The sequence below is a fragment of the Caballeronia cordobensis genome (genome assembly GCF_001544575.2).
In the GTDB taxonomy this organism is placed as follows: Bacteria; Pseudomonadota; Gammaproteobacteria; order Burkholderiales; family Burkholderiaceae; genus Caballeronia; species Caballeronia cordobensis.
In genome coordinates this window covers 64,535-88,927 of record NZ_FCNY02000010.1, presented here as the reverse complement: position 1 = coordinate 88,927, position 24,393 = coordinate 64,535, and the positions used below count along the sequence as shown (strand labels likewise).

Annotated in this window: 26 protein-coding genes and 1 pseudogene; 22 read left to right on the top strand and 5 right to left on the bottom strand. The window is 60.4% G+C overall.

Annotated features, from left to right (window positions below; all coding sequences use genetic code 11):
* Positions 1-65: 65 nt before the first annotated feature.
* The 4 genes from AWB70_RS20400 to AWB70_RS20385 all read right to left on the bottom strand — a co-directional run bounded on the left by AWB70_RS20400 (position 66) and on the right by AWB70_RS20385 (position 4,152).
* A complete protein-coding gene (locus AWB70_RS20400; RefSeq protein ID WP_053572368.1) occupies positions 66-1,517 on the bottom strand; it encodes an IS1182 family transposase in 1,452 nt (483 codons plus the stop codon).
* Positions 1,518-1,542: 25 nt separating this feature from the next.
* The gene (locus tag AWB70_RS20395; protein WP_053572367.1) at positions 1,543-1,980 is read right to left on the bottom strand and encodes a tautomerase family protein; all 438 of its coding nucleotides are present in this window, start codon (positions 1,978-1,980) and stop codon (positions 1,543-1,545) included.
* Positions 1,981-2,031: 51 nt separating this feature from the next.
* Complete coding sequence (locus AWB70_RS20390; protein ID WP_060854157.1) at positions 2,032-3,129, bottom strand: threonine aldolase family protein; 1,098 nt, start codon at positions 3,127-3,129, stop codon at positions 2,032-2,034.
* A 75-nt stretch (positions 3,130-3,204) separates the two neighbouring features.
* Positions 3,205-4,152 (bottom strand): AraC family transcriptional regulator, encoded by a 948-nt coding sequence (locus tag AWB70_RS20385; protein WP_082378245.1) that lies wholly within the window; start codon positions 4,150-4,152, stop codon positions 3,205-3,207.
* Between the two features lie 315 nt (positions 4,153-4,467).
* Between AWB70_RS20385 and AWB70_RS20380 the strand changes: the two are divergent.
* From AWB70_RS20380 to AWB70_RS20285, 22 genes and pseudogenes are all read left to right on the top strand, one after another.
* Positions 4,468-5,898: pseudogene (locus AWB70_RS20380) on the top strand (IS1182 family transposase).
* Between the two features lie 438 nt (positions 5,899-6,336).
* On the top strand, positions 6,337-7,035 hold the full coding sequence (locus AWB70_RS20375; RefSeq protein WP_060854155.1) for a DUF7673 family protein: 699 nt from the start codon (positions 6,337-6,339) through the stop codon (positions 7,033-7,035).
* 177 nt (positions 7,036-7,212) lie between these two features.
* A complete protein-coding gene (locus tag AWB70_RS20370; RefSeq protein WP_060854154.1) occupies positions 7,213-8,889 on the top strand; it encodes a PRTRC system ParB family protein in 1,677 nt (558 codons plus the stop codon).
* A gap of 62 nt (positions 8,890-8,951) precedes the next feature.
* Positions 8,952-9,473 carry a PRTRC system protein E gene (locus tag AWB70_RS20365; RefSeq protein ID WP_327349749.1) on the top strand — a complete coding sequence of 174 codons (522 nt, stop codon included), beginning with the start codon at positions 8,952-8,954 and terminating at the stop codon, positions 9,471-9,473.
* A 9-nt stretch (positions 9,474-9,482) separates the two neighbouring features.
* Complete coding sequence (locus tag AWB70_RS20360; RefSeq protein ID WP_053572363.1) at positions 9,483-9,719, top strand: PRTRC system protein C; 237 nt, start codon at positions 9,483-9,485, stop codon at positions 9,717-9,719.
* A complete protein-coding gene (locus tag AWB70_RS39305; protein WP_060854153.1) occupies positions 9,712-9,927 on the top strand; it encodes a hypothetical protein in 216 nt (71 codons plus the stop codon). The genes AWB70_RS20360 and AWB70_RS39305 overlap by 8 nt, the downstream gene beginning before the upstream one ends.
* A gap of 17 nt (positions 9,928-9,944) precedes the next feature.
* Positions 9,945-10,958, top strand: a complete 1,014-nt coding sequence (locus AWB70_RS20355; protein WP_235024298.1) for a PRTRC system protein F — start codon at positions 9,945-9,947, stop codon at positions 10,956-10,958.
* 13 nt (positions 10,959-10,971) lie between these two features.
* Positions 10,972-11,703: a PRTRC system protein B gene (locus AWB70_RS20350; protein WP_060854151.1), complete on the top strand. Its 732-nt coding sequence runs from the start codon at positions 10,972-10,974 to the stop codon at positions 11,701-11,703.
* The gene (locus tag AWB70_RS20345) at positions 11,700-12,356 is read left to right on the top strand and encodes a PRTRC system protein A (RefSeq protein WP_087086304.1); all 657 of its coding nucleotides are present in this window, start codon (positions 11,700-11,702) and stop codon (positions 12,354-12,356) included. The genes AWB70_RS20350 and AWB70_RS20345 overlap by 4 nt, the downstream gene beginning before the upstream one ends.
* On the top strand, positions 12,353-13,186 hold the full coding sequence (locus tag AWB70_RS20340) for a PRTRC system ThiF family protein (protein WP_060854150.1): 834 nt from the start codon (positions 12,353-12,355) through the stop codon (positions 13,184-13,186). Before AWB70_RS20345 ends, AWB70_RS20340 begins: the two co-directional genes overlap by 4 nt.
* A gap of 113 nt (positions 13,187-13,299) precedes the next feature.
* Entirely contained in the window at positions 13,300-14,382 is a 1,083-nt protein-coding gene (locus tag AWB70_RS20335; protein ID WP_053572898.1) for a hypothetical protein, read from the top strand.
* Between the two features lie 1,191 nt (positions 14,383-15,573).
* Complete coding sequence (locus AWB70_RS38355) at positions 15,574-15,819, top strand: hypothetical protein (RefSeq protein ID WP_097191177.1); 246 nt, start codon at positions 15,574-15,576, stop codon at positions 15,817-15,819.
* Positions 15,820-15,936: 117 nt separating this feature from the next.
* A complete protein-coding gene (locus AWB70_RS39550) occupies positions 15,937-16,071 on the top strand; it encodes a hypothetical protein (protein ID WP_268811020.1) in 135 nt (44 codons plus the stop codon).
* Positions 16,072-16,170: 99 nt separating this feature from the next.
* The gene (locus tag AWB70_RS20325) at positions 16,171-16,632 is read left to right on the top strand and encodes an outer membrane lipoprotein (protein ID WP_053572901.1); all 462 of its coding nucleotides are present in this window, start codon (positions 16,171-16,173) and stop codon (positions 16,630-16,632) included.
* 38 nt (positions 16,633-16,670) lie between these two features.
* Positions 16,671-16,916: a hypothetical protein gene (locus AWB70_RS20320; protein WP_235024297.1), complete on the top strand. Its 246-nt coding sequence runs from the start codon at positions 16,671-16,673 to the stop codon at positions 16,914-16,916.
* A 143-nt stretch (positions 16,917-17,059) separates the two neighbouring features.
* On the top strand, positions 17,060-17,458 hold the full coding sequence (locus AWB70_RS20315) for a hypothetical protein (RefSeq protein ID WP_053572902.1): 399 nt from the start codon (positions 17,060-17,062) through the stop codon (positions 17,456-17,458).
* Positions 17,455-17,916, top strand: a complete 462-nt coding sequence (locus tag AWB70_RS20310; protein WP_053572903.1) for a hypothetical protein — start codon at positions 17,455-17,457, stop codon at positions 17,914-17,916. The genes AWB70_RS20315 and AWB70_RS20310 overlap by 4 nt, the downstream gene beginning before the upstream one ends.
* 36 nt (positions 17,917-17,952) lie before the next feature.
* On the top strand, positions 17,953-18,597 hold the full coding sequence (locus AWB70_RS20305; protein ID WP_143281670.1) for a hypothetical protein: 645 nt from the start codon (positions 17,953-17,955) through the stop codon (positions 18,595-18,597).
* 102 nt (positions 18,598-18,699) lie between these two features.
* Positions 18,700-20,217 (top strand): hypothetical protein, encoded by a 1,518-nt coding sequence (locus AWB70_RS20300; protein WP_053572905.1) that lies wholly within the window; start codon positions 18,700-18,702, stop codon positions 20,215-20,217.
* A gap of 250 nt (positions 20,218-20,467) precedes the next feature.
* A complete protein-coding gene (locus tag AWB70_RS20295) occupies positions 20,468-21,493 on the top strand; it encodes an ATP-binding protein (RefSeq protein WP_008343193.1) in 1,026 nt (341 codons plus the stop codon).
* A 108-nt stretch (positions 21,494-21,601) separates the two neighbouring features.
* Positions 21,602-22,516 (top strand): hypothetical protein, encoded by a 915-nt coding sequence (locus AWB70_RS20290; RefSeq protein ID WP_060854148.1) that lies wholly within the window; start codon positions 21,602-21,604, stop codon positions 22,514-22,516.
* Positions 22,517-22,525: 9 nt separating this feature from the next.
* Positions 22,526-23,848 carry a vWA domain-containing protein gene (locus AWB70_RS20285; RefSeq protein ID WP_053572906.1) on the top strand — a complete coding sequence of 441 codons (1,323 nt, stop codon included), beginning with the start codon at positions 22,526-22,528 and terminating at the stop codon, positions 23,846-23,848.
* Between the two features lie 77 nt (positions 23,849-23,925).
* Here the strand turns inward: AWB70_RS20285 and AWB70_RS20280 are convergent, their stop codons facing one another.
* Positions 23,926-24,393 (bottom strand): hypothetical protein, encoded by a 468-nt coding sequence (locus AWB70_RS20280; protein WP_053572907.1) that lies wholly within the window; start codon positions 24,391-24,393, stop codon positions 23,926-23,928.

Below are 24,393 nucleotides of genomic sequence, written 5' to 3'. Positions count from 1 at the left end.
TCAAGTCCGGCAAATTCAGCTTACGCCAATTGAGTCTCGCGAGTGCGGCAAAGCCCCTCGGGGCTTTAGCTTCCCGCCATCTTCATGGCCTTCATCGTTCCCGCAACACCGAGTATGTTCATGACCCGCTTCAGGTTGTAGGCCAATACCTGAAGACTCATCTCCGTACTCACCCGCGCGAGCGTCCGGGTCAGGAAGTGTGCGGGACCCATCCAGTGCTTGAGGGTACCGAAGACATGCTCGACGGTACTTCGGCGGATGGTCATTGCATCGGGCTTCCGGTCAAGGCGGCGCTGCATGGCTTCCAAGATATTTTCGTGCTCCCATCGTCGGATGCGACGATAGTCGCTGGGCGAACATCGGCCCTTGAGGTGGCAACGGGGGCAGGCACTGGGCCAGTACACCCGCAGGGTCATTTCATGCTCAACGGTGTTGAATCGATGAATGGCGCGCTCGCCGGCAGGGCATCGATACACGTCGCTTTTTGACTCGTAGACAAAGTCGGCCTTCGTGAAGAGACCTTTCTTCCTTGATGCGGAGGTGAGTAGCTTGGGAACGTACGCGCTGATGTTGTCCAGATCGCACGCCCGTATCTCCGGGCCGCTGTAGTAGCCACGATCGGCCAACACCTTCAGTCTCGCTTTGCCCATCGCATTTTTTGCAGACGTTGCCATCCGGCTGAGTTGCCCGTGATCGTTTCCGACGTTTGTCACTTCGTGTGCGACGATCAGATGATGCTTTGTGTCTACGGCGGTCTGAACGTTGTAGCCCACTATGCCGGAGCCTCTCCCACTTGTTGCCATGGACCGTGCGTCGGGATCCGTCATGGACAGCTGTTTGTCCGCTTGCTTCTTCAACTGCTTTCTGACCTGGTCGAGTTCACGCATCTGCTGGCGAAGGCTGGCAATCTTCTCGTACAGGCGCACAGTCTTCACATCGAACCCCGTCGGACTCGTCCGGTCTGCACTCTCAATCAGGTCGAGATATCGCTGAACGCTTTCCTCAATCTGCTGCTGTCGCTTGTCGATTTTGCCCGTCGTGAAGTTTCTGTCGCGGCTGTTCGCAGCCTTGAACTTGCTGCCGTCGATGGCCACCATGTCACTGGACAGCAGCTTCAGTCCGCGACACAGTTCGACGAAACGACGGCATACGTTCCGGATGGCGGGCCCGTTGTCGCGGCGAAAGTCGGCGATCGTCTTGAAGTCCGGCGCCAGACGCCCCGTCAACCACATCAACTCGACGTTGCGCTGACATTCACGCTCCAGCCGCCGGCTTGAGGGTATCCGGTTCAGATACCCGTAGATGTAAATCTCGAGCATCACGCCCGGGTGATACGACGGGCGGCCCGTGATCGCGGGCGTGGTACGGTTGAAACCGAGTTCTGCAAGATCAAGCTCATCGACGAATGCATCAATGACTCTCACCGGATTGTCTTGCCCGATGTAGTCATCGACACATTCGGGAAGCAGTGCAATCTGCTTGCGGTCACACGCGAGCCTACGGGCGTGTTGCCTCAACGTCGCTCGGACCCATCGAGCGCAGTCAGCCGAGCGCGTCTAGAAATCTTAGATCTTCAGCGGACATCGACTCGAGCCACTGCGCTTCGCGGCCGGGTTCAGGAAGGACTCTACCGAATTCGACCATCTGCGACGGAGACAACTCGGACAGGTAGACCCAAACGTGGCGGCTCGGCGTGCGAGCCTCGTCAACCACGATAGTCACGATACGTTCGAGCAATCGTTGTTTTTGCCCCGACGTTCGGCCCGCGCGAATCTCCCCGTGTACGAAAATGTGGTCCGACGCCATAGGCTGACCCGCCAGAAAGTGATTCCCGGCGGCGATATCTTGGAAGATCACCTGGGCAAAGAACGCCTGCGCGCCCGTCGCTTCACTGTGCGCCTGTGTGATGCCGGAAGCGATTGCACGCTTCAGTTGAGCGTCCAGGCGGCCTTCGGCAGCGGCGACAACGTAGGTTGGCATTGACAGTCTCCCGTAGATCGATTTATCGGCGAAAATTTTGAAGTGGAACGTTCAATATCCGGCGGATGCCCCGCGGCCCGCTTGCGAGCCAAGCGTCCCCGCAGCAGCCGAGTGAGGCTCGAGGACGGAGGCGATAACTTCAATAGCTTGCTGAATCTGCTGACGGGAGATGTTGAGATACGGGATGGCGCGAACCGCATCAGCGCCGGACGGAAGAAAATACAGTCCTTTTGCGTGGAGCTTCTCGACGAATTCGCCAGCGGGCAGCGATGTCACGCCGAAACGTACGATATTGGTCTCCACCGACGCAACGTCCAGTGTGATCCCTGGCAAAGATGCAATTCCACGGGCAAGCATTTGCGCGTGCTCATGATCTTCCACCAGGCGGGCACGATGGTTACGCAGCGCATAGAGCGCCCCCGCCGCGATGATGCCCGCCTGCCGAAAGCCCCCTCCAATCTGTTGCTTGAAGCGACGCGCCCGAGCGATGAAGTCGCGCGGGCCGGCCAGCGCAGAGCCGACCGGTGCGCCCAGGGCCTTTGAAAAACACACGCTGACCGTGTCGAAGTGTTTCGCGTAGTCGCGCTCGGAAATACCTGTAGCCGCCGTTGCATGCCACAACCGCGCGCCATCGAGATGCAGCGCCAGGCCTTTCGATCGGGCTGCATCGCAAACACCGACGAGCTGCTCAATCGGCCAGACTTTCCCCCCGCCGATGTTGTGAGTGTTTTCCAGACACAGCAGCTTGACCGGGGCGGGGATCGTAGCCGGAAAGAATTTATGCGGCACACCCAGTGCGTCCGACAGGTCCTTCGGGGAAAAGACGCCGCGTACGCCGGGCAAAAGCCGTGGGAGCACACCTGAGAAAGCAGCTGGCGCGCCACCCTCGAGAATATAGACGTGTGCGTTTTGATCAAACAGCACCGCGTCGCCCGGTTCCGTGTGGGCCCGGATGGCGACCTGATTGGTCATGGTGCCGGTCACCATATATACGGCATCCTCCTTGCCCAGCATTTCCGCTACTTCGCGCTCCAGCTCCTTTACCGTCGGGTCGTCGCCATAGACGTCGTCGCCTACCGGTGCGGACGCCATGGCTGCTCGCATGGCCGCCGTGGGCTGGCTACAAGTATCGCTGCGCAGGTCTATCATTTCGTGCTCTCTGGGATGATTGTCGTGCCCAGATTGTGTATTCCTGCAGGTGCGTACTTTTGGATAAAGTTGCGCTTATTGCCGGCGCGAGCGACTTGGGGGGACGCCGAAAAAGCGTCGGAATTCGCGGGTTAGATGCCCTTGGTCGCAGTATCCGACTTCGATCGCGACCTGCCTTAGCGGCTGCCCCCTGAGCAAAAGCTGCTTTGCCATTGCGACCCGGCGCTGGACCAGGTACGCGTGCGGCGCCATACCTACGGCATGTTTGAACGCGCGAATTAGCTGATAGGAACTCATTCCGGCGACTGCAGCGATCGCGTCGAGGGTCGGGTTCTCGACGAAGTGCGCATCGATATATTCGCGTGCCCGTTTAACCGCGCCCGGCAGCAACGTTGAAACGTCGGTTCGCGGAGCTGTCTGTGCGTGCCGCTGAACCAGTTGAAACAACGCTGCGGTGAGCCGCGAGGCCTTTTCCAAAGGATGAATGTCGGTCGATTCCGAACAACGATGGGCGTCGTACAGCAACCGCATCGTCTGCGGGTCGTCAATGACGGTTTCTGAGAAATGAAGCGTACCTATCAATGGCCGGCGCTCACGGTTCAGCATGCTCGTCAGGTCGGCGGTAGGCACATACATCATCCGATAGTCCCAGCCTCCCTCAAGTGCCGGCCGCCCTTCGTGCACATTCCCGGGGTTGATGACGCAAATCGTGCGTTCGGGCATCACGAGACGGTGTCCACGCGCGTCGAGGTAGGCCTGTGCACCACGTTCGATGATGCCGAACGCAAACTCGTCGTGCGCGTGGGGCGGAAACCGGTGGGTACGGTAGGTCGCCTGTAGCATCTCGATACTTCCGAACGCAGGCTCCCGCCAGAACTTCGCCTGATTGGGAATGTGCGGCGATACACGATCCATATGACTGACCCGGGATGTTAGGAGAGGTTCGGTCTGCACACGCGGTCGAAATTTGCTCGCCTCGACCTCACCAATGATCGCATTTTCGCGAATTGCACGCCGGCTCATCTTGGACGCGCGAGCCAATCCTCGACCAACGCTGCGGCTAGCGTGGCTTTTTCGGACACAGGATCAAAGGAGGATGAAGACCGCATCAGGCCCTCAAAATTGCGCAGACAGCGCCGCGCCTGCGCACATGCCCGTAGGAGCAGCTTCCTCACAAATCCGCGCCTCGAGTGACCGGTTCCATTAACTGCAGCGAGCGGCAGCCGCGCCGCGAATGCAGTACATGTCTCAGGCGAGCGGCAGAAATTGGCCCAGACTGTGTCAAAACGCATTTTTGGAGCGCTAAAATTTCGCTATCCATGGTGGGGGATGCGCAAAATGAAGCGTTTCGTTCGAGGCGACGATCGTAACCAGAGCTTTCTCCTTCCCGAAGCGCTTGATGATTACGTGACGGACACAAATCCGGTCCGCGTGATCGATGTCTTTGCAGAAGAACTTGATCTTAATGATCTCGGCTTCGAGGGAGTACAGCCAGCCTTGACTGGAAGACCGGCTTATCACCCTGAGGTGATGCTTAAGATCTATATCTACGGGTATCTCAATCGCATCCAGTCCAGTCGTCGTCTTGAACGCGAAGCGCAGCGAAACGTTTAACTGATGTGGCTCACTGGTCGGCTGGCACCGGACTTTAAAACCATAGCTCGGTTCCGTAAAGACAATGGCAAAGCTATCCGCAACGTCTGCCGGCAGTTTGTGATGCTATGCCAACGTCTGGACCTTTTCGCTGATGCGATCGTCGCTATCGACGGCAGCAAGTTCAAGGCGGTAAACCATCGCGATCGCAACTTCACGAGCGCCAAGCTCGAACGGCGCATGCGCGACATCGAATCAAGTATTGCTAGGTATCTTCAGGCAATGGACACGGCCGATCGTCAGGAACCTGCAATCGCGAAGGCCAAGACGGAGCGACTGCAGCACAAGATTGCAGCCTTGAAGGAGCAGATGCAACGTCTCAAGGAGATCGAGGTCCAACTCAAGGCGGCACCCGACGGACAAATATCGCTCACCGATCCGGATGCGCGTTCGATGAAGACGCGAGGAACGGGAGTCGTCGGCTACAACGTACAAACGGCCGTCGACACGAAGCACCATCTAATCGTCGCGCACGTCGTCACGAACGATGGTATTGATCGCGATCAGTTGACATCGACGGCCAAGCTTGCTCGTGCTGAAATGGGCGTCGACAAAATCACTGCTATTGCAGATCGTGGCTATTACAAGAGTGAAGAGATACTCGCATGCCACGAAGCTGGAATAACGGTGTTTGTCCCGAAGACGGTGACCTCAATGGCCACTGCTGACGGCCGCTTCGGGAAGGATGACTTCATTTACAACGCAAAGACGAACGAATATCAATGCCCCGCTGGGGAGAGACTGATTTGGCGATTCTCGACTATTGAGCGCGGCTTGAAGATCAGTAAATACTGGAGTTCGAATTGCCAACAATGTCCGTTGAAGGAGAGCTGCACGCCCAGCCCTCAACGTCGCGTGACTCGTTGGGAACACGAAGCTGTTCTTGAGGATATGCAGGCGCGACTCGATCATGCGCCTGAGATGATGCGGATCCGGCGACAGACAGTCGAGCACCCGTTTGGCACGATCAAGGCATGGATGGGAGCCACTCATTTCCTAACTCGAACCATTGAGCGGGTAAGCACGGAAATGAGCTTGCACGTGCTTGCATACAACATCAAGCGAGTGACCAAGATACTTGGTTCAGAAGTTGTGATGAAAGCGATGCGAGCGTGATGCTCGCAGGACTTCTAATCCTCGGCGATAAAGTTCGTCGGGCGACTTTGAATTCGGCATGTGCAACGAAAGACGCAACTTGCGCCGAGACAGCGCTTCGTCAATTCGAGTGGCTGTGCGTTTTGACACGGTCTGGGCCGGGAAAAGCCTTTCGCGAACAGGCTCCCGGAAATCTGCGAAGAACCTTTTTTCGGCCCTTCCCCCGAGAATTGATGACTGTTCGGCCACGCTCCGTGGGTGTTTGCGCCATTGCGAGCGCGAGTGTTCGTTTCGCGCATCATTTGGCCCTCAATGCACATACGCTCCGTTCGCGGTTTGGCGTCCCCCCGGTTATGCGCCGACTGTCTTAGGCGCCGGCGTTTTGCCGGCGCACTTTTTCACTCATGGCATCATGCGGACAGGCGCAATTTGGAGCGTCCGTTACGCTATGACAATGCAATGAGTGATTCGCCAACGCCCAGCACCCGATCCATTGCCTTTACCGTCCCAACGCATTTAGCCGAAGCACTCCAAGAGACCGTTGACGACTTCCTTGCTAAAGCGGCGGGCGGGACGACGCCCGCGCAGCGAGCGGCCGAGATACGCGCTCAGAATCTCGACGCGAGCTTGGATTCGCTTGCCCATCTCCTTGACGTAGCGGAAGGTAGCTCCGGACAAGCGCGCGTCGCTGCCCAGTTCCTGGCAGGCCTCTACAACGGCGACGACTTCCCATTTAGCCTCACGGACTTTCGACGGCTCGACGAGGATTTGCTGGAGCACTGCATGCAGGTGCTGCGGCTGGACAGTCGGCACACGGCGGAAGTGCATCGCTACTTTCCCAATGGGGAAGCGCGCTGGCTGGCGATGATCAGACGATGGGGGCTGGCTGATGAATCGGCGCACACGCCGCTGCCGGACGACGACCTGGTGCATTCGTGTCAGTACGAAAACAACCTGGACGCGCCCGGGTATCGAGACGTCGTACTGTTCGTCAAGGTCGCGGTCGGTGCAGACGACGTTCGGTCAGTCGGCCTCGCGCTATCTGCTGCTGATTCAGAGCGGCTCGCGGCGGACCTTGTCTCGGTCCATCGCCTCGCGTGGACACGCGGCAAGCCGTTGGATGCGGATGAAAAAGAGCCGCGACCCGCCTGGCTGTGAAAGACGGCACAAAATCGTGAGCTTTTGGGCGTTGTGCCGGCAAAGTAAGCGGCTATCTTTGCTTCATCACCCGCGTCATAGACGCATCGACCCCGCGCTGACTTCCGTCAGCCCACGTTGTTCAACCCTTTGGGAACCACTCCCAAAGGGGGCAGGTTCCCTCTCTGGAGCCCTGTCATGCAACAGCAACCTACTCTCGCCCTCAAGCAAATTCAGGTCAGCGTCAATCCCCGCAAGTACTTCGATGCGGCGGAGATGGAAGAGCTGACCGCGTCTGTGCGCGAAAAAGGCGTCATTCAGCCTGTCATCGTGCGCACGCTCGCTGACGGCGGCTTCAGCCTCGTCGCTGGCGGCCGCAGATACAAGGCGGCGCTCGCCGCGCACGGCGAGGACTATGAAATCCCGGTCGTCGTTCGCGACATCGATGAAGTCGAAGCGAAGCAGCTCGCCATCATCGAAAACATCCAGCGAGCCGACATGTCGCCCGCCGAAGAAGCCATTGCGGCAGCCGAGCAAGTCGGGCTGTGCAAAGGCGATCGCGACGAAGTCGCGCGCATCTTCGGCTGGTCGCGTGCGACGTTGGATAAGCGTCTCGCGCTGATGAACTGCAGCACGCCTGTGCTCGATGCGCTCAGCACGCGCCAGATCCTTCTCGGTCACGCCGAGCTGCTGGCTGCACTCCCCAAGGAGACGCAGGACAAGCTGCTGCCGGTGATCATCAAGGAGGGTAAGGCGGTGGCGGAGGTCAAAAAAACCATCGAACAGGTCGCCTGTTCGTTGGCTGCTGCGATCTTCGACAAGGCTGACTGTGCCGGATGCCCGCACAACTCGTCCACGCAGGGCGAGATGTTCGGCGAATCCATCGGTACGGGGAACTGCACCAACCGAACCTGCTACAACGAGAAGACCGAAAAGATGCTCGAAGCGACGGCCACTGGTCTGCGCGACGAATATCCGGTCGTGCGCATCGTGCGTGCTGGCGACAACCACACGCGCGTGCAACTCGCTGTCGACGGCCCCAAAGGCGTCGGCGAGGAGCAGGCGAAGGCGTGTCATGCGTGCCAGAACTACGGCGCGGCGGTAAGCGGTTTGCCTGATTCGATCGGCAAGGTCTATCGCGGCCAGTGCTTTGACACCGTCTGCAACATGAAGAAGGTGGCGGCGCAACTGCAAGCGGTGAAAGCCGCGACGCAGCCGAAGCCCGAGACAGCCAAGGCGGGCGCGAAAGCGTCGCCTGCAGCAGCGAAGGGCGCGGCCGGTTCGTCCGCGGCATCGACGACAAGTAATCCGCCGGCGACGGTGGTGGCTGAGTCGGACCGGATCAAAGCGTATCGCGTGGCGTTGTGGCGTAAAGCCCTGCGCCGCGAGGTGGGAGCCGATCCCGCACTCGCTCAGCGCTACCTCGTTGCGATCGCACTGTCCGACCAGATGCGCTGCGTCGATCAGAAGACGCTCTCGGGCATCTGGGAAAAGCTCACCGAGGAGCAGGTCGCTTCCGGTGACGTATCGAAAGCCGCAGCCTCAACGGCTGCCGCAGACGACGCGAAGCTCGCGCATGCCGTCACCGGTGTGACGGTCGCTGCGCTCCAGGGCCTCGATGTCCAGCACCTTACGCGTCTGTGTAAGCACCATCACCTCGATCTCGCGAAGCACTGGAAGCTCTGCAAGGAGTTTCTGGAGTTGATCACGAAGTCGGAATTGATGGTGGTTGCTGACGAACTGGGCATTCGTGCCGCGCTCGGCGACAACTTCAAGAAAGTCTTCGGCAAGTCCAAGTCCGAGGTCATCGACGCGCTTCTGGCCGTCGAAGGCTTCGACTACACGGGCAAGATCCCGAAGGTGCTCAAGTTCTAAACGCACGGCTCGCCCGTGCATCGATCGTAGTTTCCATCCTTTATAGACCGCCCATCCTTTCGATGGCGGTCTTTTTTCTTTTTCAGGAGTTTTCCATGTTTGCAGCTATTGAACCGCTTCTGCGTCACTGCACGAAGCTCACGTTGTCCTTGCAGATGAAGGGCGACGAGATGGTTGTCTGTGTCATGCCGCAAGGCACGGCAAAAGACGCCGCCATGCTTCAGCCGCTCGCGCTCACCGCGACGGCCGCAGAGCTGGACGTGGGCTTCATCGACGCGCTCGTGGCCTACACCGGTGCGCACGCGTCGCTCGCCGAGCAGGTTGCTGCGACCACCGCCATCCTCGAGGCCGCCAAGACGACGCAAGTCTCCAAAGCGACCAAGACGCTGGCGAAGGGCAGCAGCAAGCCGGCATCGCCGGCGCCCGGCAGATCAAACGCCGACGCGGACAACGATGATGACGACGGAAGTGCCGACGCTGAAGGGCAGAGCACCGCCCCAACCGCGTCGTCGGCATCGCCCGCAGCGGAAGCATCGGCGGAACCGGCTAACACCGGTACCAACCTCGCATCGCTTTTCGACTAAGGAGCAGACATGGCTATCCAAGTTGCGAAGCTCACGCGCGAGTTTGTCTACAACGGCGTGACGTTCCCCGATCCCGGGCCGACCTTCTCGCCCGACGATGTCCGTGATCTCTATTCCGCGCAGTACCCGGAGCTGACGACCGCGGCGATCGACGGACCCACGACGGAGGGCGATGTCATGCGCTTCACGTTCGTGCGCGCGGCCGGTGCGAAGGGTGCAGTCATGCCCTGCGGCGCCCATGCGTAAGCGCGACCTCCTCAAAGCCCTGTCCGACCCGGACTTGGCTCTTTCTCATCAGCAACCGCCCGGAAGGGCGGTTTTTTTTCATGACAAGGAGATCGAGCAATGTTCTTCGATCCTCGCCCGTCTGGTGCAGAAGTCGCTGTCTCGGGAGAGCATTGGCAACCGCGATGCACTCCCCCTGCCAGACGTCGACCTCCCAATGATTTTCTAAGCCTCCCGGCCATCGGCTTGGACGTCAAAACGCGCGCAGTGATGCGTTGGAACGCCGAAAAGGATGTCGCCAGCCTCATCGCCGCCCAGTTCAACTCGGGCGTGTTGAGGCCGCGCGACGTACCGGAGTTCAAAGGCGCGGGTGACGCGCTTGCCCACGGGTTCTTTGCGTGGGCCAAGCGTCATACGCCGCGTCTGGACTGCCTCGGCTTTGACTTCGTGCTGTGCGACGTGCAGGCGGTGCAGGACGTTGTCCAGTATCAGGAGGACAGCAGCGAGTTCAATCCGAGCTCGTCCGTTTATCTCGGCATCGAGATTACGGAGGAGAGCATCTTCGAGATCGGCAGGCGTGCCGCCGAGCTTCGCAATGTTCATCCGCGGTTGGTGTCGACGGCGATGGTGCTGATCAATCGTGCAGCAGGACGCACGATGTGGGTTCGGACGCCGGACGAGTTCCTTGGGGAATTCGCTTCCTGGTTCTGGGACGGCGACTCGAACGCAACCGATGAGGAAGCGCGCGAGATGCTGACGGACCGGTTCGGCGACGACGAAGCGGAGATCGAGCATTACCTCCCTTCCGTTGTACGTCCGCAGCTTTGTCCCGATGACATGGACGTCTACCGCTGGAACGCAAAGAGCCGCCGCTATCTGCCTCAACGGGCGCTTGGCGTCGCGGCTCTTAGGCGGCTACAGCGTTTCACCTCCGGGCGCACGCGTCGCATCTGCGCGGAGCTTGAAAGGCTTTCGTTGATGCTGCAGCGGGTGGGCAATCGCGACCTCTTCGGTTGCGAGTATCGGCCCCGCTGCGCATATGCAGCCGCCACGCTCACCGTGCAAAACGACGGCCGCGTGGGTGAAGTACTCGATTCGCACTACGAGTACCTCGCCAGCGCCGGCGACGGCACGACTTACCTCGGCTTTACGCCGCTTGCCTCTACGCCTGACGCCATCCGCAAGCAGTACGCGGACTGGTCGCAGGGCTTATCCATTCTTGGCCAACTGGACCGCGTCATCGCGTGTCTCGCGGCATAACGAGGAGTTTCGTATGAAAGGGCTTGATATCGGCTCGGACCGCGTCGAGGAACTCGCGGCCATCAGTGCCATCTTGTTGTACGGCCGTCAGGACCGCAGCGCCGTCTACGGCACGGTTCATCCGGTGACGCAGGGCAAAAGCGGCCGGGCGACGATCGGTGCCGGACGGCCGATCGACCGCATGGCGCTTGTTGATTGCCTGCGTGAGCTGGCTAAGAACGCAGCGCCGAAGGCCGAGTTTTTGCCTGAGACGGTGCTGGCGGTGTCGCAAGACGCGGTGATGTGGTGGTGCAGACCGGCGATGCGAAGAGTCTTCTTCGATTGTCAGGAGATCGGGCGACGTAGTGCTGTCGTCCCCCATCCGGGGTTGGTGTTCCGTGCAGCTTCGAGCGGGTTTTCCGTGTTCGCGCTGCAGGAAGACAGCCGGCCAACGCCTGAATCGAAGCTGCACGAACCGCCTTACTTTAACACCTGGGACTGGGGGCGGATCTGCATTGGCTCGGCGCACGTGCCCAAGCGCATCGACGTCGAATCGATCGCCCGATGGGAAAGCGGATTTTTCGAATCGGCCTTCACGCACCCGAACCACGGCAACAAACGTGTTTCGCATCCATACGGGGAGTTTGCGTTCTGGAAGGAGATGCTCGACGGCAAGTACGGCGAGCAGTTCCCGAAAGAAGCGCTCGTCTCCATGGACATTACTCTCGCTGACCTAATCGCCAGCAAAAAAGGGAATTTGAAATGAATGCTGGTTCTTTGAATGCGGGAGATGCGGCGCTCCAACGCTCGTTCCCTACTGTCATGGTACCCCGGCGTGAGCCGGTGACGCCCATGCAGGCGGCGGGCGAGCGGCTGCTGATCGGCGAGAACGGTGTCTTCATCGAAATCGATCTGCCGTGGCTGTCAGTCGTCCGCCGCGTCGCACACTACACGGTTCCGACTGCGATCCCCTATGGGAGAGTGGTCGAATCGACTGTTTTGCGCTGTGGCCCGGTGCCGCCGGAACTCATGGGCGAGTTCGTCGCAATGGCACGCGCCGCGCATCCGCTAGAGACCGGTGCCTGGATCGTCTGGAACGTGGAGACGAAACAGTTCCGGCTGGCACCTGTGAAGGTGCTGTCGCAGGGCACCGGTTCGCTGAAGTATGAGCGGCCGGCACTGCTGGAGGGCGAACTGCGCGTGATCGACTGCCATTCGCATGGTGGTCATCCGGCCTTTTTCTCGTCGACCGACGACGAGGATGACCGGCATGAGACGAAGTTCGCCTTCGTCGTTGGAAACTGCGCGTCATCAGTTCCCAGCATGGCGATGCGGCTGTGCGCAAAGGGCATCTTCGAAGACGTCGAGCGCGTGCCGAGCAGCTGGTACGCGGCGGCCAAGTTGAAGGAGGTTGCATGAACGGGACCATCCGACATCAACTTCCTTCGCGGATGCTTGAGCGAAGCTGGAACGTGGTCGTGGTAGGCGCGGGCGGCACCGGAAGTGCGGTGCTCCCGAGCCTCGCGCGCCTTCATCACGCGATGCTCGAACTCGGCCACCCGGGCGGCATCGACTGCACCGTGTTCGATGACGACACCGTCAGCCCGACCAACGTCGGCCGGCAGGGCTTCTATCCGAACGACGTGGGCGAGTACAAAGCCTCGCTTATCGTCAATCGGCTAAACGCACTGATGGGTACGAACTGGCGGGCCGAAACCCGGCTATTCGGTCCGGGCGAGCCGCTCTACAACGTCGATCTCGTGATCGGCTGTGTCGATACGCGTGCCGCTCGCGCCGCAATAGTCGGCGCCGCCCAGCACACCGGGGCGTATTACCTCGACTGCGGCAACGACACGGATCGCGGCCAAGTCGTCATAGGTCAGGTCTGTGGCAAGAGCTACGCGCTGAAGCATCCTGAACGGTTGCCGCATGTGGGCGAGTTGTTTCCGGAACTGATCGACGCGAAGCTCGATGCGAAAGACGAGACCCCGTCCTGTTCGATGGCCGAAGCGCTGCGCAAGCAGTCGCTAGTGATCAATCAGGCCATCGCGGTTCAGGCTTTCAATCTGCTGTGGACCATGTTTCGGACCGGCGCCGTGCCGTTCTCGGGCGTGTTTGTGAACCTCGCAACGGGGCGCACAAATCCGATTCCGTTGGACCCGGCCGCTTGGGCGCGCCTTGGATATGAAGTCCCAAGCCCGCCTGTAAAAAAGGCAAGCAAAAGCCGAAAGGTGAAGCTCGCTGCTTGAGAAATCGTTGTTCAGTCACCGCCGGCCCCAACAAACGGGGTCGGCCCTTTCTTTTCATACCTCAGCGGGTACGCAGCCCGTTGGGGCTGCTCCGCGCATCAATGGAGCAAGACATGGGTTCTTCAATTTTGACGGGCAAGCGCGCAGGCGCACTGCAGAAAGCGGACGGCGAGTGGATCTACGCGTTGTTCGAGCGCGGCTATGAGTCAAACGTCTATCCGCACACTGACCAGTGGTCGCCTGTGGCACTGGGCAATTACGCGCAGGTGATGCGCCGCATCTTTTCGCGTGCGACCAGTTGCGAAGGCGGGATGCTCCGAAGCCGCAATGGATCAATCCGGCCCGAAAACTACATCGAAAGCTGGAGACGTGAACTCGCCAAGCCCGCGCTGCTTCGGGATCGGGCAATCGATCTGTCGGTCGGCTCGTCGTGCTACTCGGCTGTACCGGAGTCGCAGTTGGACGATGTTCGGCTGTCGTTGATCCGGGCGGGCTTTGAATCACGTATCGATGAGTTGGTCGGTGGCAGCTTGAGCGTTTCCCTGCACACGGACATCGACCTGCTGCTCTCGATCTACGGGAACAGCGGGCCGCTCAGCGTGTGGCGAGTGCTCAAGGAGTACGACTGCGGGACAGCCCAGATCGAGGTGCCAGTACCATCGGCAACGAAGACGGCCATGGAGCGGATGCCCGAGGTGCGGTGTCATTCCATCGACCAACACAATGTGCTGGTCGCAATGGGTGCAGCTCCGTGGCGTCACGCTGGCTGGCAGTACAGCGCAGTCGGTTCGTTCGTCACGGAGGTTGCCTATCCGGTGGAGATGGAAGCGCCGGGCTTCGCCAAGAAGGCGATTCCAGCATTCCGTGACGCGGTGAGCAACGCCCCGCAGGTCCCTTCGGCGACGCGCATCACCGTGACGCGTTCGCCCGAAGGCACCGAGGAGTGGAAGGTCCGCCGCGCTGACGAGCTTGCACGAACGCTCGGCCTCGTGGCTGAGGACGCATGCGCGCCGGCTGTATTCAGCTTTGCGTTCGGCGACTTGCTCAATCGCGAAGACACCGACCGGCTGTTGTACGGTTTGGATTCCTTCAGCGATGCGCAACTCCAGTGGGAGGTGCCAGTCACGCGCGCAGGCGCTGAGCCGGATCCTGCATTTTTTGCGGCGGACTTTCAGCTATCGCTGTGTCTTGCCTAGTCTCTTGCAACAGACGCCACACTCCGGGTTTCCGGAGTGTGGCGTTTTTTTTTGAGAGCGAGCGCGAGGGTCGCCCAGTTACCTTCCCTTCCCGAACGCACGGAGAAAAACCGGGGACAGCTGCGCCAGCCAGTAGGCTTAATTGGCTGGTCTGGAAACGCGCGCCGCACACAAGGTCAAGCTTCGTCTCGCGGGTCAATTTCGTCCCGGACTGTGACCCATCCAAACTGCGCGGCGCATACTCGACGCCAAAAGTTGCTCGAGCCAGAAGAGGTATGGTGCATACTCTTTTCGCCATATAATCAGCGTCCGCTTGACACGGACGCACACAATAGATGGAAGGAAAGAAACAAGAGTCCGAGCGCAGACGCGGCCGAGAAAACTGAGAGCCTTCGACTGGATCTGCCTTGCAGTGCCCGTGGTGGCTGGCGTCTTGTACTGGCTTTGCGATTGAGCAAGCCTTTACTGAGCAACCTGCCAGCTTCTGAAAGTGACGTATCCAACAGTTTGTTTAGATTTGTCAGTCTATATTGCCAATACCCGCTACTAAGGGTGCTGAGAGACCAGACCATACAAAAACGACAAACTGAGGCCATCTAGGGCGCGTCCCTGGATGGCCTTTTCTTTCGCCCTCGAACTACGCAGCCACCAGCGTCTCCTTGCACCTTGCGCTTCGGTCGGAGCGCCCCGCATTTAATTCGCTTCCCGTCGTTGGGACGGTGTTTATTCCAAATAGCGACGTTTTTAGCGTTCTTTTGACGCATCCGCTACGGTATCGCTGGCTAGAATGGTGTCTCTCTCAGGTTCGTCGACGGCCCTCGGATTTGCGACGGACTTTCAAGCGCCGCTTCAGAAATGGAGCAGGCGCTTTTTTTTCGTCCCGGCCTCGTGCTGCGGGCCCCGCTCCGGACGATTCGTCGCGACCGCGATGTGTTCGGCTCCGTATTTGAGCGAAAGGCATGGCGATTTATTGAGCTTTCCGACTTCGACTGCGCGATTGACTCCGTAGACTGTGCTGCATTCCCCGCGCTTTTGCGCATCGACCTACCCCTCCAGCGTGCTGGAGGACCATCTTCTCTCCAGCCGTCTATGACGGCAATCTTCTGGCGACCCTCGTTGGTCGCCTTTTTTCGTCCCGTTGGGAGCCTATCCCTCCGGGAGACAGCTCCCATTATCTTTTTGGAGTTGTCTATGTCTCGCAATCTCGCACCTGTCGTCAAAGTCTCCAGCAAGAACGGTTTCATGGCGAATCAGCGTGTGGTCGGTCAGGACGTCGAGGCCAGCCCGCCGCAGCTTTACACCGGACGTATTCGTTCGGTGTGGAGCGACGGCACGGCAATGGTGGACTGGGACTATTCGCTCAACCATCAAGCAGAACGGCATCTGGTGCAAAGCGGTCGTGTCAGACTGCATCACCTGAGCCATACCGCCTCGTAGGTCTTCGTAAATGACGCGTCCAGTGCAGTTCGCTGGACGCCGTTTCTTCAGTTCCAAATCTTTCCTTGATGGGAGCCTCCCATCAAGGGCGGCTCCTACCTTTCTCAGGAGTTGCCCATGTTTCCCATGCTCAAACACGCTCTCAGCAGCCTCGCCTGGTACGCCAAGCAGGACGCCGAAGCCTGGAAGATGCTGTCGTTTCTCGTTGTCGTTGTGTACGTCTCGACGGCAATCGCCTCGGTCACCCACTGAGTCACGTAGCTTTTCGCTGCGTATTTCCCGTTCCTCTTCCCTTTGGGGCAAACCAGCCCCTTCGGGAATGGATTGCCTCACATTCAATCGAGGTGTTCCATGATCAAGTTTTTCTGTTCCGTGATGCTTCTTTCGGTTCTGACTGGCTGCGCCACGGCGGACTTCGGCTCGCCGGATACCTACCAGCGCTACGACGTTCAACGCATCGGCCAGTTCGAGCAGGCAACCATCCTGCGCGTGCGTCCGATCACCATCGAGAGCAATTCTGGCTCGTCGGGCATTGCATCGATCGTCAGCGCAGCGGCAGGTGCCTTCCTGGGCTCGCAAGTCATCGGCAACGGTAGCGGCCGCTATATCGCCGGCGCGCTTTCTGGCTCCGTCTCCGGATTGGTGGCTCAGCGCGTAAGCGCCGCTATGTCTCGCCACAGCGGTGTCGAAGTTTTCCTTCGTCGCGCCAACGGTCAGACCGTGGTCGTTACACAGGTCGACGATCAGCAGTTCGCTGCTGGTCAGCAGGTGTTTCTCGTCTCAAATGGGTCCGGCTACCGGATCACCCACTAACTGGCGGCCACGCCTCGAACCGACTGGATGATCCATCAATGAACCACTATCAGCTGATCACCCACGGCCAGACCAGCGGCTGGGACGCTTCTTCCAACGACGTGAACGGCAAAAACTTCTACGGGATGCTTCCGGTGGAAGTCGCTGCGCAAGCAGGCGACGTTGACGAATTCGCGGCGATTGTGTCTCACCCGGCGTTCAACCCGTTGGGCGCGCGGCCGCATATGTTCGCCGAGGTTGGGCGGATCAGCGACGGTTCGGCGACGCGAGCTTCAGACGCTTGAAGCCCGCACTCGACGCATACAAGGCGCGATTCCTCTAACCGGGCATCGCAGTACGCATCTTTTGAATGCGCGGTGAAAACCGCGCCAACCCTTGCGGGGCAGGCTCCCCGCGAGGGACCTGCCTCGTCTGCAATGAGGCAATCATGAAATTTCCCCGAGTGTTCTATGCGGACCGCAGTAGTGCCAATGCCGGCGCGAAAGCGGCTCTGCAACGTCATGCGGCGCGCGTTCTGCGACGCGTCGCCCAGGACTTGCGTCTTCCGGCGCATGCGCACGAGATCGTCACCGATACGCGTCGCGGCAGTTCTGCGGTACGGGTGTCGTTGCGCACAGAGACGTTGTTTGTCGACGTGCTCGAGCGGCAAGGTGGTTCTGGTGTCGCGCTGTGCTTCAGAACCCGGCGCGGCCGCTCCGACCTTACGGGCGGTGGCGAGAACCACGTCGCCCTGACGCAACTCGAGACGCCCGCGGGCTATCGAGCGATGCTGGACGGCCTGCGTTTGGCTGGCGGCATTGACTTGAAGTGCGGAGGTCGTCGATGAAGCTGGCGAAGGTGAAAAGCGAGTACAGCTCCGGTACGACCATCGTGGACCGCGCTAGCCTCGACCCTCTCACGGGTCGTGTCTATTTGGCTCCCCGGGTACTGGGGCTCATGAAAACGATGGAGCAGTCGGAATGTTCTCCATCGTTTAGTCTGCAGTACAAGGGCTATGTGTTGCCGGTAGCTGCTGCTAGCGGGGAGTACAGCGTCTCGATGCCCGTAGAACATGGCACCGGGTTCGGGAAAATCCTCCACTCAATAGCCGTGCCGTCAAAAGAACAGCGCCAGCAGAACGGGCGCTATCTGCATACGCTCTCGGCGGCGTCGATTGGCGGCGCCGCCGCGTCATGGCATGCCGCGCTTGGGCAGGGGTGGGACGCATTCGTGCTGCCGGGATTTCTGGCTGTCGCGGGAGTGCTATTATGGTACGCAGGAATTTGGAGCATGGAAGGAGAATGAATATGTCCACAGGAATCTTCGTTTTGGCGATGTCGATTGTCATTTCGGCTTTCTTCATCTGGACCTCCAACAACGGCCGCAAAGCCGATCGCGAACGCGATTGGGGCAAGTGATTCGACACGGCGCAAGCTGAGTCCAAAGACGAAACCGCACCTTTCGAGGTGCGGTTTTTTTTTTACCGTTTCCCTTTTCTGGCGCGCCTTCGGGCGCGCTTTTCATTTTCAGGAGTTGGTTATGTCTTTAGCAGACACGGATGTGCGGCCCGCAGGTGTTGCCGCCGATGGCGTAGTCGATATCAAGTCAGTCGCGCGGCTCGACATCGACGGCAAAACGGTCGATCAGGTCTTCCAAGATCTGTGCCGCTTCGTGCGCGGAACGGAGCTCGAATCCGAGTGGCTTTGTCACGCGAACCTGCAGGACGACGCGAACGAAGCCATGTACGGAGCGCGCCACAGCAGACCGTGGCCCGAGCCGTCGTCATACGAACGAATCTCTGTTTCCGTGTGCATCGGAAACAGCGAGGGCTGGCTCATTCATGTCGACTTCGTCAGCCGACCGCAGCTTAGCGACTCGCTCGATCGCACCTACGCGATCATGCCGTTGCTCCGCGCGAAGGTATTTTCGACTGACCATGCGTGGTCGCTCGCCCGTCTTATCGCCCGTCTAATCGACGCGGCCTAATAGCTTTTCAACTTCGTCCAGCGCTCATTCGGCGCATTAACCCTTGCCGGGCATCGACCCGACGGGGAGCGATTGCCCGCAATTTTTCAAAGGCAATCGACCATGTACCAGCTTTCGTTCTCGGGCTACGCCCATTCCTTCCGTACGATGCTCGAAGTGCTCCGCTTCCTGCGAGACGATACGAGCGTCCGAGCAGTCGACGCGGCAGAGATCGCGCTCACGTTCTTCAGCCACCCGGTGTCCGTTACTCGCTATAACGGCTCACTGACCGTTCGCCGGCCCGGGACGGCGACGAGCCTCTTCCTGTCGCTGATCGACGAGATCGACGCGGCCTACTTCAGACCGTCGTTCGCCGCGCTCGAAGCGTGGCAAATCCGGCGCGAGCACTGGCAACTGCTCTATCTGGCTTTTGATCTGGCACGGGAGCCGCTGTATTTGTTCTCCTCGGATCAGATTGCGCAAGCCAACGAAGAGGCAGCTAAGAGCGGCCGTCGCGGGCTGGGCCTGTTCGAGCTGTTGCAAGATGAGTCGCAACGCCGGTTCGGATTTCGCTACGCGGGCCCGGTCCTCGACAACCGGCAGAGCAATGGTCGGCACGAGGTTCATGTCGCCTACGCGCTCGCGGCGGGCAAGCCCGTTCCGCAAGCGGTCATCGATGACTACGCTTCGTTGTCGAAGTTCGATTCCGACTTGCAATGGGCCACGCCGCTTCTCGCGGTGCCCGAGTTGCGTGGTGCGTTGCCGCTTGCGAAGCTCGTGCCGCTCGCAACGGTGATGCGCCATTCGAGGCAGGCCATCACCTCTGACAATGCGGCGCTGCTCGCGATGCTGATGGGTCTCGTGCCGAACTCGCCAACGACAGTCGAAGTCGACGACCTGCTGTACGCGAAGGGCATTCTCGAAGCGCATCCTTTGCCTGAGGCGTACCTGAAGCCCGTCGATGTTGGCCTACCGACCTGTCAGTTCGCGGAAGTGCTTCGGCGCACGCTCGCCGACACCGCGCGTGACAACCGGCTAGCGGAACTCGAGAAGGCGCGGAAGTCGGGCAGCATGAGCGCCCGCCGCTTCCAGCTGGACTCGCAACTGGCCATTCTCGATCACGGCAGGCACACCCACACTTTCGCCAACGAGTTTGCGAAGGCAGTGCAGACGGCCGACATGTCCTATCTCCTCAGTATCCTGGACCGGCCCGACGATGCGAACCGCGCGAGCAAGCAAGCGGTGCGCGAGGTGTTCGGGATCAAGCTCATCGGCGTTCGCGCCGCGGCTCGGCGCCGGGGCATTTTTCAACTGGCAGGTATGGACGCCGCGCAGCAAGCAGAGTGGGAGGCGTTGTCGGTTTCTCAACGTGAGGCGAGGCGCGTCGCCCGCGAGGTCGCTCGCGCTCGCGAAGCGGCTGAGATGTCGCGCGTTCGTGCGGAAGACGGCGCGGTGCTGACCGGTGCGGAGTGGGTAGATCGCACGATCGCCGACGGCTTCTCGCAGATCGTCAGCGTGCGGCAGGGGACGAGCGTGCGCTACGCGCTCGCAGATCCTGTGCGGCAGTTGCAGGTATCGCTTCGTGCAAACGACGGTACGCTCGCCTACGCGCGCGTGGCGCTCGAACAGCGCGCGAGCTAATTCACCTTCGACGAACCCGGCTACGTGCCGGGTTTTTTTTCGTCGGTTGCGCCAGCGCCAAAGCTTAAGACGATGCGAAATAGTGACCTTTCCACGAATTGCCTGACCGCTCGACCCCTACACTGCATCTATCACCCGCGTCACTGACGCATCGACCCAGCCGGCTACGAGCCGGCTTTTTCATATCTTGCCCTAAGGGACCACGTCCCTACGGGCGTAGTCTTTATGGGGCTTCTCTTTGGAAGCCATCATGAAAGTCACGCCCGCTCAACTCACCGAACTCCTCTCGCTGTACGTGCCGAAGCGTCTGCCGGTGCTCATCACTGGCCGCCCCGGCATCGGCAAGAGCGACATCGTCGAACAGACCGCGCATGCGACTGATCACGAATTGCTCATCAGCCACCCGGTTGTCGAGGATCCGACCGACTCGAAAGGGTTGCCGTTTCCCTCGCCCGATGGCACGACCGCCAAGTTCCTGCCGTTCGGGGATTTGGAACGCGCGATGACCGCCAGACGCCCGCTGATCTGGTTTCTGGACGATCTCGGGCAGGCCTCGCCTGCCGTGCAAGCCGCAAAGATGCAACTGCTGCTCGCGCGGCGCGTCGGCGAGCACGTCCTGCCGCCGCAGGTCACTTTTCTCGCGGCCACGAACCGCCGCACCGACAACGCCGGTGTCTCCGGGATTCTCGATCCGGTGATCTCGCGTTTCGCCACGGTGGTAGAGCTGGAACCGACCATCGACGACTGGACGCAGTGGGCCGTGCGCGAAAACATCCCGCCCGCGCTCATCGCGTTCCTGCGCTTCCGCCCGGACTTGCTGTCCGTGCAGAAGACGTCGCGCGATATCGAGAACGCCCCGAGTCCGCGTAGCTGGGGGTTCGTGGCGAAAACCATGGATGTAGTCCCCAAGCACCTGGAGCACATCTCCTACGCCGGTTCGGTGGGAGAGGGCGCCGCGACGGAACTGGTCGCGTTCCTCCAGATTTTCCGCGAACTGCCTAATCCGGACGCAATTCTTCTCGCGCCCGACACGGCCATGATCCCGACGACGCCTTCGGCGTTGTACGCGATCGCGGCAGCGCTTGCGGCACGCGCGAACGAAAACAACTTCGATCGCGTCGTGCGCTACACCGAGCGTCTGATCGGTGAGGGGCACCGTGAGTTCGCGGCGCTGCTGGTGCGCGATGCAGTTCAGCGCACGCCGCAGATCCAGAACTCGTATGCCTTCATTGGCGCGCAAGGCGGAGAGATCGGCAAGATCATCCGCGGCGAGTAACCACGCAATACCCCTTTCTCAGCATCACCCATGTTGGCCCTGTCGCGTCTTCGGACGCACAGGGCCTTTTTCTTTGCTTCATCCATTCCATTTCTACGAGGTTCTCTCATGGACATCACTTCCATCCAATCGAAGGTCATGCTCTGCTCCGTCACGATTTCGACCTGGGTCGCCCGCCGTTTCGACGGCAAGGTGACGCAGGAAGTCGAGAGCAAGCACCACGCGAAAGGCATCGGCAGATTCAACAAACGCCTGTTGCCCGAGCACGCGCCGAGCTTTGCTGAAGTCGTGACGCTCGCCGGCCGCATCCGCTCGTACTTCTACGACCACACGCTGAAGTACGACCAGTTGGGCGTGCGGCTGCTGCCGACGATGGTCTACATGGATTTCGCCGAAAAGATGCGCTCGTTGAAAGACGAGTTCGACTTGGCGGTCTCCGTGTTCCTGACCGACTATCTGAACCTGAAGGAGGCGGCTCGCGAAGAACTGAATGGACTGTTCAACGAGGCGGACTATCCGACCCTCGCTGAGCTAACCACGAAGTTCGGCGTGAAGATGGCCGTTCTGCCGTTTCCCGACGCAAGCCAGTTTGGCGTCGAGTTGCCGGCGAACGTACTGACCACGCTCAAGAGCGAGCTGGACCAGCATGTTTTGGCCTCGATCGCGACCGCCAACGAGGACCTAGTGCGGCGTTTGTACGAAGCCGTGTCGCAGATGGCCAATCGGCTGTATGCGACGGGCAACGTGCGACTGGACGTCGCCAATAACGTCCGGGAGCTCTGCGCGTTGCTGCCGAAGCTCAACTTCGCGAACGACCCGCAGCTCACGCATATCCTCGAGCAAGCCAAGACGCATCTGGCCGTGCATACGGGGGCGGAATTGAAGGACTCGCGCGTGCTTCGTTCTCAGGTGGCCAGCAAGGCGCTTGAGATCGAAGGCCTGATGGCCGCGTTCATGGGCATGCAGCCGGAGCCGATGGAAGTCGAATCGGCGCACGCGAGCCAACTGCGCCTCGTCGCGTAAGGGGGCGTCATGGACCGCAATGATGTGGTGTTGGGCAGTAGCGCGGTCCATCCGCGCATTGCCCGGCAGCGGACCGAGCTCGTCCTCTCACAGCCATTCTTCGGGGCGCTCGCGCTCCGGTTGACTGTCCGTGAGGATCCGTCTGCCAAGACGTTCTGGGTCGACGGCGAGACGTTGGGCTACAACCCGACGTATATGGAAACGCTCAGCGACCTTGAAGTGCGCGGCGTCGTCGCGCACGAGGTACTGCACGTGGCCAATGGCCACTGCTGGCGTCAGGGTGCACGGGATCCCGACCGATGGAACGATGCCTGCGACTACGCGATCAACCCGATCGTGCTGTCGTCGGGCATGGTTCTGCCGAAAGGGGCGCTCGTCGATCCGCGTTATACGGGCAAGTCGGCCGAGGAGATCTACGGTTTGCTGACGCAGGAGGCGAAGGAAAAGCAGCAACAGCCTCCGCAGCAGAACCAGCAGCCGCAGAACCAGCAGCCTCAGAACCAGCAGCCTCAGAACCAGCAGCAGCCGCAGCAGCCGCAGCCGGTTTCGCAAGACCAGCAGCAGCCGAACGGCGGGCAGGCTCCGAAGCCTGGTGGCCAGAACGGCACCGCGCCGGGGCAGGCGCCCGCCGATCAGCAAGCGAAACCCGGCTCATTCGGCGAAGTGCGTCCCTACAAAGGTCCGGACAAACCGGTGAAGGAGGCGGAGTGGAAGGTTGCCGTCACGCAAGCCGCGAAAGCGGCCGCGATGCGCGGCAAGCTCCCGGGTGATCTGCAGGCGATGGCGGGCGAAGCGGTGCGGCCCGTCGTGGACTGGCGATCGGTGCTGCATCGCTTCGCGCAGCAGTCGTCGCCGTCGGACTACAGCTTCGCGACGCCGAATCGGCGGTATTTGCATCTCGGCTTCTATTTGCCGTCGTTGCATATACCGGCGATCGGCGATGCCGTCTTCGTGCGTGACTCAAGTGGTTCGGTGTTCGACGAGACGCAGGCTCAGTTCGACGCGGAGATCCTTGCGGTTTTCCACTCGTTGAAGCCCGCGCGCTTGATCGTGATGGATTGCGACACGCGCGTCACGCAGGTGCAGATCTTCGAGCGAGGCGACTCGCCCGAGATCAAGCCTGTGCGTGGTGGTGGCGGGACGGCGTTCGTCGACCCGTTCAACCGGGTCGCGGAATACGGCACGAACCCGGCCTTTCTGGTCTATCTGACAGATATGGTGGGGCGCTTCCCGACGGTCGCGCCGCACTACCCGGTGCTGTGGGAATCGACCACGCCTTTGACGCGCGCTCGCAAGGCGCCGTTTGGCGAGACGATGGAGGTGATTTGTTAGAACCCGGCATCGGCCGGGCATTCCCTGAAGAACGAAAGCCCGGCATGCCGGGCTTTTTTTTCGACTACGCGGGAGGGTCAGGCCCGGCGTTTTTGCAGCGGCTGGTATGCCTCGCCGCCCTTGAACCGTTCTAGGCGGTCGCTCGCCGTGGTCAGCGCGCCGAGCGTCGCGCTATGGAGTTGCCGGTCGTACATGCTGACGATCGCAGCCAGCAGCGCAAAGGCTGACTCCGACGACACCCCCCACGTTCCGCTCTCCCGGCCGCCCTCAAAAACCTCGGCCATTGCCCGGTCGGCCGCCAGCAGCGATTCGTGTGCGAACTCGCCGTGGCCCGCCTCGCTGAGAAACTTACCGAGCAACACGATTTCGGTGATGTGCTGAGCGGGGCCGATATGGTCGCACGCGCCGCGGATGGCTTCCAACGAGAGGTGGGCACGAAGCGCGAGGTCATCGGCGACGGCACGCGGGATTGGGAGCAGTTGCGCCTTGGTGAGGCGCGCACGAACTGCTTGAGCGGAGCGTTGGAAGGGAAGGGTGCGAGACAT

Coding starts and splice junctions, on each gene's coding strand:
- AWB70_RS20395 (WP_053572367.1), bottom strand. CDS start 1,980: ATGCCAACCTACGTTGTCGCCGCTGCCGAAGGCCGCCTGGACGCTCAA.
- AWB70_RS20390 (WP_060854157.1), bottom strand. CDS start 3,129: ATGATAGACCTGCGCAGCGATACTTGTAGCCAGCCCACGGCGGCCATG.
- AWB70_RS20385 (WP_082378245.1), bottom strand. CDS start 4,152: ATGAGCCGGCGTGCAATTCGCGAAAATGCGATCATTGGTGAGGTCGAG.
- AWB70_RS20375 (WP_060854155.1), top strand. CDS start 6,337: ATGAGTGATTCGCCAACGCCCAGCACCCGATCCATTGCCTTTACCGTC.
- AWB70_RS20370 (WP_060854154.1), top strand. CDS start 7,213: ATGCAACAGCAACCTACTCTCGCCCTCAAGCAAATTCAGGTCAGCGTC.
- AWB70_RS20365 (WP_327349749.1), top strand. CDS start 8,952: ATGGCGGTCTTTTTTCTTTTTCAGGAGTTTTCCATGTTTGCAGCTATT.
- AWB70_RS20360 (WP_053572363.1), top strand. CDS start 9,483: ATGGCTATCCAAGTTGCGAAGCTCACGCGCGAGTTTGTCTACAACGGC.
- AWB70_RS39305 (WP_060854153.1), top strand. CDS start 9,712: ATGCGTAAGCGCGACCTCCTCAAAGCCCTGTCCGACCCGGACTTGGCT.
- AWB70_RS20350 (WP_060854151.1), top strand. CDS start 10,972: ATGAAAGGGCTTGATATCGGCTCGGACCGCGTCGAGGAACTCGCGGCC.
- AWB70_RS20345 (WP_087086304.1), top strand. CDS start 11,700: ATGAATGCTGGTTCTTTGAATGCGGGAGATGCGGCGCTCCAACGCTCG.
- AWB70_RS20340 (WP_060854150.1), top strand. CDS start 12,353: ATGAACGGGACCATCCGACATCAACTTCCTTCGCGGATGCTTGAGCGA.
- AWB70_RS20335 (WP_053572898.1), top strand. CDS start 13,300: ATGGGTTCTTCAATTTTGACGGGCAAGCGCGCAGGCGCACTGCAGAAA.
- AWB70_RS38355 (WP_097191177.1), top strand. CDS start 15,574: ATGTCTCGCAATCTCGCACCTGTCGTCAAAGTCTCCAGCAAGAACGGT.
- AWB70_RS39550 (WP_268811020.1), top strand. CDS start 15,937: ATGTTTCCCATGCTCAAACACGCTCTCAGCAGCCTCGCCTGGTACGCC.
- AWB70_RS20325 (WP_053572901.1), top strand. CDS start 16,171: ATGATCAAGTTTTTCTGTTCCGTGATGCTTCTTTCGGTTCTGACTGGC.
- AWB70_RS20320 (WP_235024297.1), top strand. CDS start 16,671: ATGAACCACTATCAGCTGATCACCCACGGCCAGACCAGCGGCTGGGAC.
- AWB70_RS20315 (WP_053572902.1), top strand. CDS start 17,060: ATGAAATTTCCCCGAGTGTTCTATGCGGACCGCAGTAGTGCCAATGCC.
- AWB70_RS20310 (WP_053572903.1), top strand. CDS start 17,455: ATGAAGCTGGCGAAGGTGAAAAGCGAGTACAGCTCCGGTACGACCATC.
- AWB70_RS20300 (WP_053572905.1), top strand. CDS start 18,700: ATGTACCAGCTTTCGTTCTCGGGCTACGCCCATTCCTTCCGTACGATG.
- AWB70_RS20295 (WP_008343193.1), top strand. CDS start 20,468: ATGAAAGTCACGCCCGCTCAACTCACCGAACTCCTCTCGCTGTACGTG.
- AWB70_RS20290 (WP_060854148.1), top strand. CDS start 21,602: ATGGACATCACTTCCATCCAATCGAAGGTCATGCTCTGCTCCGTCACG.
- AWB70_RS20285 (WP_053572906.1), top strand. CDS start 22,526: ATGGACCGCAATGATGTGGTGTTGGGCAGTAGCGCGGTCCATCCGCGC.
- AWB70_RS20280 (WP_053572907.1), bottom strand. CDS start 24,393: ATGTCTCGCACCCTTCCCTTCCAACGCTCCGCTCAAGCAGTTCGTGCG.